Source organism: Candidatus Endomicrobiellum pyrsonymphae (assembly GCF_020328025.1).
In the GTDB taxonomy this organism is placed as follows: Bacteria; Elusimicrobiota; Endomicrobiia; order Endomicrobiales; family Endomicrobiaceae; genus Endomicrobiellum; species Endomicrobiellum pyrsonymphae.
Window position 1 is genome coordinate 1 of the sequence record NZ_JAIXMZ010000004.1, and the last position, 14320, is coordinate 14320.

Annotated in this window: 14 protein-coding genes and 2 tRNA genes; all 16 read right to left on the reverse strand. The window is 34.7% G+C overall.

Annotated features, from left to right (window positions below):
• Positions 1-677 precede the first annotated feature (677 nt).
• Positions 678-1346 (reverse strand): polysaccharide deacetylase family protein, encoded by a 669-nt coding sequence (locus tag LE180_RS00815; RefSeq protein WP_374133599.1) that lies wholly within the window; start codon positions 1344-1346, stop codon positions 678-680.
• Positions 1343-1936 (reverse strand): diacylglycerol/polyprenol kinase family protein, encoded by a 594-nt coding sequence (locus tag LE180_RS00820; protein ID WP_374133600.1) that lies wholly within the window; start codon positions 1934-1936, stop codon positions 1343-1345. Before LE180_RS00820 ends, LE180_RS00815 begins: the two co-directional genes overlap by 4 nt.
• Complete coding sequence (locus LE180_RS00825) at positions 1909-2598, reverse strand: hypothetical protein (RefSeq protein WP_374133601.1); 690 nt, start codon at positions 2596-2598, stop codon at positions 1909-1911. Before LE180_RS00825 ends, LE180_RS00820 begins: the two co-directional genes overlap by 28 nt.
• A 434-nt stretch (positions 2599-3032) precedes the next feature.
• Positions 3033-3380, reverse strand: coding sequence for a 50S ribosomal protein L20 (gene rplT / locus LE180_RS00830; protein WP_374133602.1), 348 nt, complete (start codon positions 3378-3380; stop codon positions 3033-3035).
• Positions 3381-3413: 33 nt separating this feature from the next.
• On the reverse strand, positions 3414-3614 hold the full coding sequence (gene rpmI / locus LE180_RS00835; protein ID WP_374133603.1) for a 50S ribosomal protein L35: 201 nt from the start codon (positions 3612-3614) through the stop codon (positions 3414-3416).
• A 76-nt stretch (positions 3615-3690) separates the two neighbouring features.
• Positions 3691-4230, reverse strand: a complete 540-nt coding sequence (infC, locus tag LE180_RS00840) for a translation initiation factor IF-3 (RefSeq protein ID WP_374133604.1) — start codon at positions 4228-4230, stop codon at positions 3691-3693.
• Between the two features lie 236 nt (positions 4231-4466).
• Positions 4467-4862 (reverse strand): 30S ribosomal protein S9, encoded by a 396-nt coding sequence (gene rpsI / locus LE180_RS00845; protein ID WP_374133605.1) that lies wholly within the window; start codon positions 4860-4862, stop codon positions 4467-4469.
• Positions 4859-5302 (reverse strand): 50S ribosomal protein L13, encoded by a 444-nt coding sequence (gene rplM, locus LE180_RS00850; protein ID WP_374133606.1) that lies wholly within the window; start codon positions 5300-5302, stop codon positions 4859-4861. Before rplM ends, rpsI begins: the two co-directional genes overlap by 4 nt.
• A gap of 421 nt (positions 5303-5723) precedes the next feature.
• On the reverse strand, positions 5724-5888 hold the full coding sequence (locus tag LE180_RS00855; RefSeq protein WP_374133607.1) for a DUF5679 domain-containing protein: 165 nt from the start codon (positions 5886-5888) through the stop codon (positions 5724-5726).
• A gap of 90 nt (positions 5889-5978) precedes the next feature.
• Positions 5979-6049: transfer RNA gene (locus tag LE180_RS00860), tRNA-Gly, on the reverse strand.
• 25 nt (positions 6050-6074) lie between these two features.
• The gene (locus LE180_RS00865) at positions 6075-7520 is read right to left on the reverse strand and encodes a CCA tRNA nucleotidyltransferase (protein ID WP_374133608.1); all 1446 of its coding nucleotides are present in this window, start codon (positions 7518-7520) and stop codon (positions 6075-6077) included.
• A 49-nt stretch (positions 7521-7569) separates the two neighbouring features.
• Positions 7570-8796 carry a M16 family metallopeptidase gene (locus LE180_RS00870; protein ID WP_374133609.1) on the reverse strand — a complete coding sequence of 409 codons (1227 nt, stop codon included), beginning with the start codon at positions 8794-8796 and terminating at the stop codon, positions 7570-7572.
• A gap of 107 nt (positions 8797-8903) precedes the next feature.
• On the reverse strand, positions 8904-10214 hold the full coding sequence (locus tag LE180_RS00875; protein WP_374133610.1) for a M16 family metallopeptidase: 1311 nt from the start codon (positions 10212-10214) through the stop codon (positions 8904-8906).
• Positions 10193-11080 (reverse strand): radical SAM protein, encoded by an 888-nt coding sequence (locus LE180_RS00880; protein ID WP_374133611.1) that lies wholly within the window; start codon positions 11078-11080, stop codon positions 10193-10195. The genes LE180_RS00875 and LE180_RS00880 overlap by 22 nt, the downstream gene beginning before the upstream one ends.
• Before the next feature lie 32 nt (positions 11081-11112).
• Positions 11113-11185, reverse strand: a tRNA-Arg gene (locus LE180_RS00885).
• Positions 11186-11264: 79 nt separating this feature from the next.
• On the reverse strand, positions 11265-14000 hold the full coding sequence (gene alaS / locus LE180_RS00890; protein ID WP_374133612.1) for an alanine--tRNA ligase: 2736 nt from the start codon (positions 13998-14000) through the stop codon (positions 11265-11267).
• Positions 14001-14320: the final 320 nt, after the last annotated feature.

The following is a 14320-nucleotide window of genomic DNA, read 5'->3' on the forward strand; positions in this document are numbered from 1 at the left end:
TGAACTCAACACCAAACTAAACACTACAACTACGCTTATCATCCTCTTGAAATTAATCACTCTAATACCTTTTCGTTTTTATAGTCCAGACTCTTTAAACCCTTCTTACTTTGTTCTTCAGAATCTAAACCATATTTTCGTACTCTTTTAAATAATCAAGCTACAACTATTGTCATTATACAAATTTAATCCCTTACTTTTAACATTTCAACCTTAAAGATTATACAATGAAAACAATCAAAATTCAATCAAAGATCTTTGTCTTCTTTCTACTCTTAAATCTTCCTACCTCAAACCTTTCTGTCAGCAAATGTAACCATCGCTATTATATCAATCCGATTATATCAGTTTAAACCTTCTAATTTGCAAGGACTGAAAAATCTCAAACACATACTGCACATTTTTAAAGTTGGTATTATAATGAAGTTAACAGCATATGGTGCCAATTTTTTGTTAGCATCTTGTGGCATTATACGTGCCGTATTCTGCTGTTTTGTTGCGTCCGCATGCCACCACATGCGCAAAACCGTAACGATTATTGTTGCTAGCATACGAGTTAGAGAAAGCACCAGTAACCCCAAGTACTTTAGAGGTCTCAGAAATCCCTTTTACTGCACAGACTTTTCTTTTTTGAACCGACAGAATCAAGACATTTACCGTAAAATCCTCATGCTAGGTTAAGTTAAATTTAATAATTCACTTACAGTGACTATTTCGTAGCCTTTCTCTTTAATTTCATCAATAAAAGTTCCTAGAAATGATAATACTTTTTTATTTTTAGATAAATCATGCATTAAAAATATTGCTCCGTTTTTAATGGTCTGTTTATACTTTACATGCATCTCTTCAGCGCTCATATCTTGCCAATCAGTTCCAAAACTCCAATTTATCAAATAATAATTATGTTTCTTAGTCGCTTCTATAGCATCGGATTTCATATATCCGTAAGGGAAACGCGCTAAAAACGACTGAATACCAAGGGTTGATTTTATCACTTCTTCACACTGCAAAAGTTCTTTTTCTATTTTTTCTGCCTTATCTTCATCTTTATAAGCATAAAAATTTATATGTTCGTAAGTATGATTACCAATTTCATGCCCTGCAGCAACAACCGCCTTTGCAGTTTCCGGGTCGTCTACTACTCTTGCACCTAGCATAAAAAACGTAGCTTTAACATTTTTTTCTTCCAGTATTTCTAAAATCTGTTTTGTCGCTTTTCCCGGTCCATCGTCAAAGGTTAAAGAAATTTTTTTAACATCTTCCGATCCATCGGCATAAAACATTTTTGTCTGTGCAAAACATGCGATTGAATAAAAAAGAAGTATTAATACAATAATTTTTTTCATTTTGCCCACGCTATAAAACTTGATAGTAATGTTAACGCTCCAGCATTAACCAGCTGCATCCAAAAATTATCATTTAATTTCCAAGGTGCTGCTTCAACAAGCGTTGCTATAATAGCCCCGGCAAATGCAAACTGCCATTTAAAAAGAAATAGCCCCAATATAAAACACACTACAAAACAAGCTAAACTGCCTTCAAAGCTTTTACCTGTAAAAGTTTTATGTTTTCCGAAAGTTTTGCCAACTAAAGCCGCGACAGCATCGCCAAACGAAAGATAAAGCAAACTTGCAAAAACCATATATTTGTTAGGAAATATCAAAATAGCAAGCAACGCGCCCGATAACGTCCATATTAAACCGGTGACTTTATTAGCTTCTTCAGATCTGTAAAACCCTTTAAAATTATTTTTAAAAAAATTATTAAATTTTGGGAATTTAAACCTTGCATATTCAAATAGAGCGACAATGATAACTGCAGCAGTAAGCACATTTACAATGAAATTTTTTGGAAGACACCAATACCCAAAAACATATATAAGTGTTAATAGATGAATTCCTTTTCTTTTTATCTCGTCTTTTGGAACGTTAACCATATTTCTAACACTCCGATGTACAAAAATTTATAAATTTTTAATATATTATCATAAGCATGTAACCAAACATCTTTAATGTCTATGTCATCAACAAAAGCAGATGACGCTATCAGAGCAAATGCTATAATATTTACAGTGAGAATTGCAATATAAGAAAAAAATGTTCCATAAACTTTCAAATCGGGCTGTTCTATGGAAAGAATGTACATGGTAAGAGCAATATGAAAAGATATTGAAAACCCGATAAGAAAAAGATAATACGAATAAAATTGTTTTATATCGGTAAACCAACCAAGTAAAACATAAATGCCTATTATTGCAATTGTATAAATCGGGAAAAAATATGGAGCAAGCGTTATCCATATATTATCTTCAGTTAAAACCACACTTCCTGATTCTGCGCCCAATTTAAATTTTTTTATCTTTGCGCCACTCAAAATCCCAGCTATCGCATGAGAAAGCTCGTGTCCAAATATATAGGTTCTCATAGGTTTATAAAAAACAATCTGAAAAACTATATAACACAAAATTCCTATCCAAAACGGAACATAGAGACTTCCGGCAGAAACTGTGAAATACAGAAATTTTTTAACAAGAGTGTATCCTGCAGCGCAAATTGCAGGTATTAATAAAAATGCAAAAGTATTTCTTAAAAATTTCATTTTTTATAATAAAATAAACACTATAATCTAGCCACAACAAAAGCACCCAATCTACATACCCCTACGGATTAACATCCGTCCGCCACCGCCGAGCTAGGCTCGCCACCCCTTTCAATGAAAGGTGAATTACTACGAGAGGACGGGAAGAGAGGCAAAAGATTGAGGAAAAAAGACACGAGGGGGCGTTAAAACTTAAAAGAGCAACTTAAAGCAATTTGACTCTATATCTACTAATTTTCAGTACCTGAAACGATTTTTGTTCGTGACAGAACAATACCTCGTTCACAATAAAAACCTTCGAGGATAAACTCAACCTGACGGGTGTTTATGTATTTATATATTTAAATAATGTTTTTATCGTGGGAACTGCTACAATTTTTTAGAAAAAGTGGAATAAAAATGGGAATTTACAACAACGTTTTTATCAGAGTAATTTATGCAACTTTTGCAACTTCAACTAATTTTTTAAATGTCGCATTATCGTTTACTGCAATTTCTGCAAGCATTTTCCTATCTATTACAACATTGGCTTTCCTAAGCCCAGAAATAAATCTGTTATAGGGCATTCCTTCTTCTCTTACTGCTGCATTAAGACGAATTATCCAAAGAGTTCTGAAATTTGCTTTATTATCTTTTCTTCCAGTATAAGCATAATTAAGAGACCTTTCTACCTGCTGAATAACCATTCTCCAACGGTTTTTCTTTGTAGCATAGGATCCCTTTGCAAGTCTAAATATTTTTTTCTTTCTTTGCCTAGTATATACAGCACTTTTCGTACGCATCTCAAATCTCCTTAGATTATATAAATGATATTATTAGAAGCCATATGGCATAATCTTTTTCATAGCTTTCATATCTGTATCTGCAACTATCACAGATTTTCTCGATTTTCTATTTTGATTACCGGAATCTCCAGTCATAAGATGCCTCTGTCCGGGTTTTTTATACTTAACTTTCCCTGTTCCTGTGACTTTAAAGCGCTTTTTTGCGCCACTATGCGTTTTCATTTTAGGCATTTTTTCTCCCATTAATTGCAACGGATCAAATCATGTTTACAAAGTCCAAACATGATATGTTATAAATGTTCGTTTTCTACTTTACTTTCTTTTTTGGAACCAATGTTAAGAACACTCTAGTACCCATTGAAGAAATTCTTCCTTCCGTCTCTGCGATGTCAGACAAAGCTTCTTTGATTTTATCCATAATTTTAATTCCCAAATCTTTGTGTTGCATTTCTCTTCCGGAAAACATTGCAGTAAGCTGCACTTTATCTCCACCATCAATAAAACTTCTAGCATGTTTAATTTTAATTTCTAAATCATGCGCACTGATACGAGACCTTATTCTAACTTCTTTTGTACGAGAAATCTTCTGCTTTTTCTTTGCTTCTTTTTCCTTTTTATCCATTTCATACTTAAGTCTAGAGAAATTAACTATCTTGCATACAGGCGGACTTGCCTGAGGAGAAATTTCCACTAAATCTAATTCTTTAATTTGCGCTCTTGCTAAAGCATCGGTTGTTTTTACCACTCCCATCATTGTCCCATCAGAATCTACAAGTCTTACCTCAGGCACTCTGATAAATTGGTTTATACGAAATCTCTTGTTTTCGACGACTCCTCCTCTTGGCATTTGGGACATTGTCCCAACCAATTTTTGATAAAAAAATCAGGAGCGGAATATAAACTCCGCCCCGGAAATATAACAAACGTAAAAGAACACTATTTTACAGTTCTAATCTTTGCCCTCAAGCCACGTACTGCATACGGTGGGTGAAAGCCAGTTGGGACGGCTACTTTCTATAATGACCTGTTGTATAATTCTGCAACAAGCGCCTTGTTTTGTCAAATTTCCACTGTAAAAAAGTATTAACGTTTTGAGAACTGGAAACGTTTTCTTGCTTTTGGTCTTCCTGATTTCTTTCTTTCTACCATTCTTGAATCCCTGGTTAAAAGACCTTCTTTTTTCAATGCTGCTTTTGAAGGTTCGTTAAGTTGCAAAATTGCTCTTGCCAAGCTGTGACTGATAGCCCCTGCTTGTCCGCTGATGCCACCGCCATCAACATTAACATAAACATCATAACTCCTCATTCCTTCCCAAACTTCTAAAGGCTTCAAAGCTAATTTCTTAAGTCTTTCCAAACCGCTAAAATATTCATCCACAGTTTTATCATTGATTACAATTTTGCCACTACCATATGAAATCTTTGCTCTAGCAACCGCATTTTTTCTGCGTCCCGCACTTAAATAAGAAACATTACTCATTTTTTCTCCCTATTCACCGACACCGCTAACTGTGCGCTATGCGTATGTTTATCATCTTTAAATACTCTTAATCTTGTAAGTTGCTTGTCAGCAAGCTTATTTTTAGGAAGCATCCCTTTAACTGCAGCAAACAGAGCTTTCTCAGGGCTCTCAGCCATTAAAACAGAATAAGGCGTTAATTTTGCTCCACCAGGATACCCTGAGTATGTAAAATATGTCTTTTGATCAAGCTTTTTGCCCGTAAGAACAATTCTACTTGCATTTGTAACAACCACAAAATCACCACAATCCACATGGTTGGCATAGAAAACTTTATTTTTACCTCTTAAAAGTCCCGCTATTTCAACCGCAAGTCTGCCCAGAACCTTCTTATTTGCATCTATTAAGTGCCATTTTCTTTCAACTGCATCTTGTTTCGGTAAATGAGTCTTTTTATTCATCTTTTGAAACCTTGTCCCATTAAAAATTATATTTTTTGCTACAACTACGAAAATACACCAGTCCACTCTTCGCTGTCATACTCGACTAAGACCTTCTAGGATAAACTTGCTCCGTCGTCATTCTCACGAAAATGGGAATCTATGCTAAACATTAAAGAAATGGATCTCTGATTTCCGTAGATGACAACTAAAGTGCAAACACATTCTAACTGCCTAGCACACGACTTGTCAAATTTTCAGTGAGACAACCAAAATCTTAACAACAACACCCCGATTATTGTACACATTTAAGTACATAAAAAGCAAACGATGCAGAATAAACTACTAAACGCAGGACAAGCGTTAGCGGATAATAAACTAGCTCATCCGAAAAACAAAAACGAAGCCCGACATATAAAAATCGGCTTCGTTAATTAAAAGCTTACTTGTTTTTGCCAACAATTTTAAAAACTTTTGTTGAACAATGAGGGCATACTCCGGAAATAGCTCTTATACCATTTTTCATTACTACGTCCTGAGGATCCTTTACTTCAACTTGCTTTTTACACTTCATGCATCTTGCCTCTGCCATAATAATATCCTCCATTTTTACCGCTCGTAACCAGGCAAACTTATGTTGACATACCGCACCAATCAATACAAAGTTGTTTAACTACAATTAGCTCTTTATAATAGAAGCGGGCGATGGGAATCGAACCCACATCACAAGCTTGGGAAGCTTGGGTTTTACCACTAGACTACGCCCGCGCTTGCTTATCCTTTTACCTGCTCGTCAGATTCTATACTTTTTTTTAATATGTGTCAATTTTGCTTTAACTAACTCTAACGCCTCCGCAGTGGTAGATACTTCACATTCTTGATGAGCTTCTACAGCAATTTTTAACAATTCTCCAATCCACGGACCAGGTTTTAAGTTCAACTTTTTCATTATTATGTTGCCATCTATAATTTTTGGAAGAGGTTTTGCATTTTTTAATTCGTAATAATACTCTAGCAAATTTCTTACAGATTTTTCCTGAAGCTTTAACTCTTTAGAAGAAAAAACTTTCAGCGTTTTATAAGAGTGCCAATCTGCCGTTGCAATAATAAGCAAGTCGGGAGTATTCTCGCCAACATCTCTAAAAAACTTTAATGAAGCTTTTTTTGTAACAATATTGTTTCTAGTTAAAGTTGACGGACGCATATGATGCTTTACTAAAAACATTGCAAACTCAATATCCTTTTTTCCACATTTGAGCTGACTCATAATTTCTTTCATTTTTTTCGCGCCACGTTCTTCATGCCCAAAAAAACGCATTTTGCCATTCTCAAAAGATGCAGTTTCTGGTTTTGCATTGTCATGAAATAATGCTGTAAATTTTAATAGTCCCACCCTTGTAACATTCTCAGAAAAGAGACAACTATCATCAAAATGTTTTTGTATATCAGCAAAATTTGACGGGAAGTATTTTCTTAGATTGTTTAGAATATTTTCGGCAGACCCCATAGTTTCAAAAGAGTGTTGAAATAAGCCGCCCTCATGATAATAATATTTTTTGCAGGATTTTTTCATTTTATTAATTTCAGGAAAAAGTTCTGCAAGAAGTCCGCATTTGTCCATCTCGTCAATTAAAACTACGGCATTTTTTACTGCCAATACTCTAAAAAATTCATTTTTTATCCTTTCAGGAGCAACTGCACTTATAAGTTTTGCATTTTGTTTTATTTGTTGTAATGTTTTTTTTGAAAATTTAAAATCAAATTCTGCTGCAAACCGGAATGCCCTAAGCATTCTTAAAGGATCTGACTTAAACGATTTTGTGGAAACAACATTTAATGTTTTTGATTTTAAATCTTTTAAAGTATTTTTGTTAGGTAAAATAATATGCTTTTTAAAATTTTCAAAATTCTTCAAATCGAAAGCTACGGCATTAATCGTAAAATCTCTGTTTTGCAAATCTTCTCTTATTGTTTTGCCGTTAATTAAAGATATATCTATATTTGCGACAACGTTATCTTTGAGTATTATTCTGTAAGTTTCGTTTGCCACGTCCAAAGTAATAAGTTTTGATTTAAAAGCCACAGCAATTTTTTTAGAATACTTTAAAGCATTTTTATTTACAGCCAAATCAACATCACTATATTTACGCTTTAAAAACAGATCCCTCGAGAATCCGCCTACCGCGTAAATCTCGTCGTCCTGCGATAATTCGTTAATTTTCTTAATAAATTTATTCAACTGTTATTATATCCACAGTATATTTGTTTTGCTGTTCTTTAAAAATATTTTACTTTTCATTGGGATTAATAATTACAGTAACAGAGTTTTGAGAGAACACCTTATTTGCAACGTTGATTATATCCTGCGTTGTAACTTTCTCTATATCTTTAATAAACTCAGTGTCATATTGATAGCCTTTGCCCGTAACTTCGCGCAACCCATAATAATAAGACTGCTCCCATACTGTCTGCCTGCTCATAACATAAGTACCTTTCATATACGTTTTTGTATCTTTCAATTCTTGTTCAGAGATTTTTACAGTACAAAAATCCTTTAAAATTTCGTCTATTTTTTTTAATGTTAAATCTATATTCTTTTTATCAAGACCTATGTAAACTGCAAAATGACTTTCTTCTCTTCTTGATGGATATACAGCGCCTACTGCGTATGCGAGACCTAATTTTTCTCTAAGCTCTATAAACAACCTGCTTGTCATTCTCCCACCGTTTAAAACGCTTGCGATATTGATAGCGGCAAAATCTTTGTCGTAAAGGTTAGGCGCAGGAAAACCCATATATATGTACGCTTGATTAAATTTACCTTTGATTTCTTTTTTTATAGATTCCGCATGTTTTATATTAAAAGCAGGCATTTCAAATTTTACGCCGGTAGGAACATTTGAAAAATATTTTTCCAAAGATTGTCTTACTATTTTCTCATCAACGTTGCCTGATATAGAAATCAAAATATTTGAAGCATTGTAAGAATACTGATGCCATTTTATTAAATCTTCTCTATTAAGTTTTGAAATAGTTTCTTTAGACCCCAAAATGGGCGTAGAGTACGGAACATTTCTATAAAATATTTTTTTAAACTCGTCGGAAGCAGTACAGCCTATACTGTCTTTGCGAGAATCAAGAATAGCTGTAATGGTTTGTTTTTTAAAAGACAACTCTTTTTCGTCAAATGCAGGATTTATAATTACGTCTGCAAGAATTTCCGCTGCTTTATCAAAATACTCAGGAAGAAAAAACATTCCGATTTCAGTTGTATCGTAGTCAACATCAGTGGACAAATATGCGCCAATATTTTCTGTATCTTTCGCAAGAATCTCACTAGAACGATTTTTTGTAGAATGCGCCATAAGTTTTGCAGTAAGATGAGATATCCCGGACTTATCGGACGTCTCGTTTATCACGGAAACAGGTGTCATAATCCTTGCGGCAACAACTTCTGCTCCGGTTGTTCTGTTGAATAAAACTTTAATATTATTTTTAAGCGTAAAACTTTCCATTTTTCCCCCAAACGCGCTTTGCAGAAACATCATTTGAATCAAAATTACTAAGTACAATAATTTCTTTCTCCGCATATATCTGCTCCCTATGACTAACTTTACCTATACTACTTTTTTGGCAACAATGCCACATTAGAAACTGTCGCAGATGAATAATACTTTTTAAAGAAATTTATTACATCTTCAACTGTCATTTTTTCCATTTTACTGATATATTCATCTATAAACTTGAAATTACCCATCAATTGCCAAAAGCCGTTAATTTCAGCAATATCGCAGGGCCTTTCATGTGAAAATGTCCAGCTGGTTTTTATTGCAAGTTTTGCTCGACTCAATTCTTCTTCAGAAATTCCATTATTGATTATATCCTCAATCTGCTTTTTTATTTCATCTTTTATTGCTACAAGATTTTTGGGATCAAAAATTGACGAAATATACATAACGCCTGCTCCCTTTGTCATTAAATACGAAGAACCTATGGAATATACAAGATGCTTATCGTCATAGAGAGCTTTGTATAATCTTGAACTTTTACCGCCACCCAAAACGCTTGCAGCCAAAGCTGTGACATAAATATCATCCACATTTACATCCGGTCCCAAAAAGCCCGTAAGCATATGCCCAACCGCTACTTTGCCATATTCAACTATATCTTTGCCTTTATGCGTTTTTTCTGTGAGCATCGGTTCTATTGGGATGGACTGTTTGGCAAATTTGCCAAAAGTTTCGTTTAAAAGTTTTTTTATTTTTAGTTCATCAAAATTACCGGACACGACAACAATCATCTTTGCCGGAACATAATGGGTTTTATAATAATCACATATTTCATCGCGCGAAACATTTGTAATAACTTGCGCTAAACCTATAACACTGTTTTTTAATGCGCTTTCCATATAAAGCGTTTCATAAAATTTTTCACAAAGAACAGAATTCGGAGTATCTAAGTGTCTTTGAATTTCTTCAATAACAACTTTTCTTTCCATATCAATTTCGCTCTGAGGAAAAAGAGGATTGCAAACAGCGTCGGCAAGCATTTTTACGCTTTCTTCCACGCCGTCTTGCTGAATGTCTATATGGTACATCGTAAATTCTTTAGAAGTCATAGCATTGATGCAACCGCCCATATTTTCGACATTTCTTGTCATTAAGTCACCGGGATAATTTTTACTGCCTTTAAACATCAGATGTTCTACGAAATGCGAAAGCCCGGCTTGCAACGGATTTTCATCAATCGATCCCACCCTTACAAAAACAGCTACAGACGCTACAAGACTATTTTTATCGTTTATTAAAATGGACGTAAGACCATTCTCATATTTCACAGTTTCTACTCCTTTTGAAGCGCAGCCGATTATAAAAAGTACAGCTGTTATAAGTGATAGTGTTATTTTATTTTTTAGTTTAAATTTTGCACCCATCCGTCCTCCATGTTTAGCAACTTAAGATAATTTAACGCTTCTTCGTATTCTTCTTCTGTCAACGAACGTAATAACTCTTGGAATTTATCTGATTTATAGGCGGGGTGATACTGTGCCATCAAACTTATAAAAGTCTTTCTCGACAATTCTTTCGCTATAAGATATAAAACTTTTTTAGTATTTTCAATATTTCCCGGCAAAACCAAATGCCTTATAATGATACCTTTTTTTGCTACTCCATTGCAATCAACCACTAAATCGCCGACCTGTCTTCTCATCTCTTTTAAAGCCGATTGATTTACTTCAACATAATTTTTAACTCCGGAATACTTAAAAGCTGTTTCGTTATCAGAATATTTTATGTCAGGAAGATATATATCAACTATTCCTTCGAGAAGTTTTAGAGTTTTGACATTTTCGTACCCGCTACAATTATACAGTATAGGTATTTTTAACTCTTTTTTGCGTGCAAGATACACAGACTTTGCAATTTGTGCGCTGTAATGCGTGGGCGTAACAAAATTTATATTATGTGCGCCTCTGTTTTGGAGATCTAACATCATCTCAACTAAATCATCGATACTTATTTCTCTGCCGTTACCAAACTGACTTATTGGATAATTCTGACAAAAAACGCACTGTAAAGTACAATTTGAAAAAAAGATTGCGCCTGAACCGTTTTTTGCGCTTATCGGAGGTTCTTCGCCTGTGTGAATATTGCTACTTGCAATAAATATCTTATCGGTAGTTTTGCAAAAACCTTTCTGTCCTGCGTTTCTATTTACGCCACACTTTCTTGGACATATTACACACTTGTCCATCATAGAGTAAAGCTTTTCTATATTATCTTCAAAATTAATCATCATTCTTGCTACACAAATACCGCGATCAAAAAAACTGCGCCCATCCGGACTTGAACCGGAATCACCGGCTTCGGAGGCCAGTGCTCTATCCAATTAAGCTATGGACGCGTCAAATTACATCACAGAAACGAAATTTCAACTTTATCGATCGACGTAAAGGAAGAATAAATGCAAAAGACAATCACTATCATATGTACTGCTGAGCATTTTCTATTGCGTGTTCTAAGTTCGACAAATCTTTGGTTCCACCTTGTGCAAAATCCGGCTTGCCACCGCCCGAACCATTAATTGCAACGGCAAAAGCTTTTGCAAATTTTCCCGCATTAATCCCCTTCTGCACACAGTCTGCCGTAGCAGAAACTATAAAAAAAGCTTTGCCTTCACTTTTTGAAACTATCAGTAATAACGCAGATTTTAATTTTGCTTTTAGCTGATCTGACATTTCTCTTAAAGATTTCACATCCGCGCCATCAACTAATATACGTAAAAAATTCACTCCGTTAACTTCTTCAATTTTCTTTGCATAATAGTCTATCTTACTGCTTTTATATGCATTAATTTCACTTTCAATTTTTTCAATTCGCACCTGCGCTTTGCTTACAGAAGACTCTTTCTCTAGAGGTAACGGAGGATCGAGAATTTCGTCCAACTTTTCCGAAACTTCATTTATCAAATCATCTCTTTCACGTAACTTTGCATCTCTTTCATTTAATTTTTCTAAAAGTTTAATCAGCAAAGCACTTTTTTTATCCAATTCTTCCAAAATTTTACTTTTTTTAGCTTCTTCATCTAAAATATAATCTTCCGCGGAAATACCGGCAACTGCCTTTATGCGTCTTACGCCTGCAGCAACAGAAGATTCGGACACAATTTTAAACGTTCCAATATCGCCTGTTCTATTAACGTGCGTCCCGCCGCATAATTCCATTGAATAATTGTCATTACTATCTTCGTTTTTTACAGACACTGCTCTCACTGTCTTACCATACTTTTCACCAAACAAAGCCATCGCGCCCGCGTTGCGGGCATCGATTATATCCATGGTTTCAATACACACTGCAGAGTTTGCTCTTACAACTGAATTTACTTTTTTTTCTATTTTAATTAAATCTTCTTTTTTAATTGCTGAAAAATGCGCAAAATCAAAACGTAAGTAATCGCTCGTTACCAAAGATCCCGCCTGCGCTACATGCTCGCCAAGCGCTTCGCGAAGAGCTTTATGAAGAATATGCGTAGCGGTATGATGTCTTGCAATTTGTTTTCTGCGCTCAATATCTATGATTGTTGACACTGTATTGTTTGTCTTTAACGAACCCTTTACAACTTTAACTTTATGGACAAACAAACTTCCTATAGGTTTAGAAACATCTTCAACAATAGCTTCAAAATTATTATTTTCTATTCTACCTTTATCAGAACTCTGTCCGCCTGATTGCGCATAAAAAGACGTTTGCGAAAGAATAATTTCGCCTCCATCGCCGGCACTTAATTCGACAACTTCTTTACCGTCTTTAACTAAAGATAAAACTTTGCCTTCGCTTACATAATTTTCATATCCTTTAAAAACGGTATCATTCGTCTTTTTATGCAATATGGAGTAAAAAGTAACGTCTTTTTCACCTGACCCACCCCAAGCCGCGCGGGATTTTTCTTGAGCATTTTGTTGCTCTGATTTAAAACCGTTTTCGTCAACAGTCAGTCCATTTTCGGAAGCAATTTCTTTTGTTAAGTCATAAGGAAATCCGTAAGTATCGTAAAGTTTAAAAACATCTTTCCCTGCAATAACATTTACGCCCTTAGATTTATAAGAACTTACAATATCGGAAAGCATTTCAGAACCTGACTCAAGCGTTTCTAAAAATTTTTCTTCTTCTATTTTGATAATAGATTTTATATTGCTAAGTTTTGAAGCAAGTCCAGGATATGCTGACTCCATAATGTTAAACACTGTTGAGGCAAGCTCGTTTATAAACGGTTTATCGTATCCATAAGGTTTGCCTTGTCTTAAAGCTCTTCTTAAAATTCTTCTTAAAACATACCCTCTGCCCTCATTTGACGGAAAAATACCATCTGAAATTAAAAAAGTTACAGCCCTTGAATGATCTGCAATCATTCTAAGTTTTGATATATTTTTGCCTTCGTTTTTTATCTTTAATATTTCAGCTGCATTTTCCATTGTAGGCATAAACAAATCGGTATCAAAAATATTCTTTTTTCCGTTTGCCACAGCTACTATTCTTTCCAGCCCCATGCCGGTATCTATATTCTTCCTCGGAAGATTTTTTAGAGAACCATCTGCCTGCCTGTCAAATTGCGTGAAAACAAGATTCCATATTTCAAGATATCTGTCGCAATTACAATCTAGACCGCATGTAGGTTTACCACAACTCATTTCAGATCCTAAATCTATTAAAACTTCCGAACATGGACCGCACGGACCTGTATCGCCCATATTCCAAAAATTTGTTTCGCCGCCCATTCTTATAATTTTATTTTCAGGAACTATCTTTTTCCATATTTCTACGGTTTCTGTATCGTCTTTATAAACAGTTATGTAAAGTTTATCTTTAGGCAACGCCATATTTTTTGTTAAAAATTCCCATGCCCATATAATTGCTTCTTTTTTAAAATAATCGCCAAAAGAAAAATTACCTAACATTTCAAAAAATGTTAAGTGTCTTGTAGTTATTCCAACCTGTTCAATATCCGACATTCTAAAACACTTTTGGCAGCTTGCAGCTCTTGTAAAAGAATCTTTACTCTGACCTAAAAAATGTTGCTTAAACTGAACCATGCCGGCTGAAGTAAAAAGCAACGTTTTGTCGCCTGTAGGAACAAGCGAGTCCGATGAAACAACAGTACAACCGTTATTGTTAAAAAAGTTTAAAAATTCTGCTCTGATTTTTGAGGATTGTTCGTTCATGATGTCGTAATTCTACTAAAAAAATTCTAGCAACTCAAATGATACCCCGACGGCTATGCCACCAACCCGCAAATACCCCGACAATGCCTAGAGGCATTGTCGTCACTTTTTACAAAATGGGAATAAAATGATATTTCGCGCTAAAACGAAAAACACGGACAGTAGTATTAACACTGATCGTGCTTCTTAAATTTCGCTCGCAACCGCTTCTGATTACAATCGCTAATCGCTGTCTCTCGTTCTTGCTATTTATTACATCAAATAGCATATATATAACGTAATATACTTTTATGTATCCAAACACGAGTCAAGCAAAGAAC

Coding starts and splice junctions, on each gene's coding strand:
- LE180_RS00875 (WP_374133610.1), bottom strand. CDS start 10,214: ATGGGTGCAAAATTTAAACTAAAAAATAAAATAACACTATCACTTATA.
- LE180_RS00870 (WP_374133609.1), bottom strand. CDS start 8,796: ATGGAAAGTTTTACGCTTAAAAATAATATTAAAGTTTTATTCAACAGA.
- rplT (WP_374133602.1), bottom strand. CDS start 3,380: ATGCGTACGAAAAGTGCTGTATATACTAGGCAAAGAAAGAAAAAAATA.
- LE180_RS00825 (WP_374133601.1), bottom strand. CDS start 2,598: ATGAAATTTTTAAGAAATACTTTTGCATTTTTATTAATACCTGCAATT.
- LE180_RS00815 (WP_374133599.1), bottom strand. CDS start 1,346: ATGAAAAAAATTATTGTATTAATACTTCTTTTTTATTCAATCGCATGT.
- rpmI (WP_374133603.1), bottom strand. CDS start 3,614: ATGCCTAAAATGAAAACGCATAGTGGCGCAAAAAAGCGCTTTAAAGTC.
- LE180_RS00880 (WP_374133611.1), bottom strand. CDS start 11,080: ATGATGATTAATTTTGAAGATAATATAGAAAAGCTTTACTCTATGATG.
- rpsI (WP_374133605.1), bottom strand. CDS start 4,862: ATGAGTAATGTTTCTTATTTAAGTGCGGGACGCAGAAAAAATGCGGTT.
- LE180_RS00855 (WP_374133607.1), bottom strand. CDS start 5,888: ATGGAGGATATTATTATGGCAGAGGCAAGATGCATGAAGTGTAAAAAG.
- alaS (WP_374133612.1), bottom strand. CDS start 14,000: ATGAACGAACAATCCTCAAAAATCAGAGCAGAATTTTTAAACTTTTTT.
- rplM (WP_374133606.1), bottom strand. CDS start 5,302: ATGAATAAAAAGACTCATTTACCGAAACAAGATGCAGTTGAAAGAAAA.
- infC (WP_374133604.1), bottom strand. CDS start 4,230: ATGCCAAGAGGAGGAGTCGTCGAAAACAAGAGATTTCGTATAAACCAA.
- LE180_RS00820 (WP_374133600.1), bottom strand. CDS start 1,936: ATGGTTAACGTTCCAAAAGACGAGATAAAAAGAAAAGGAATTCATCTA.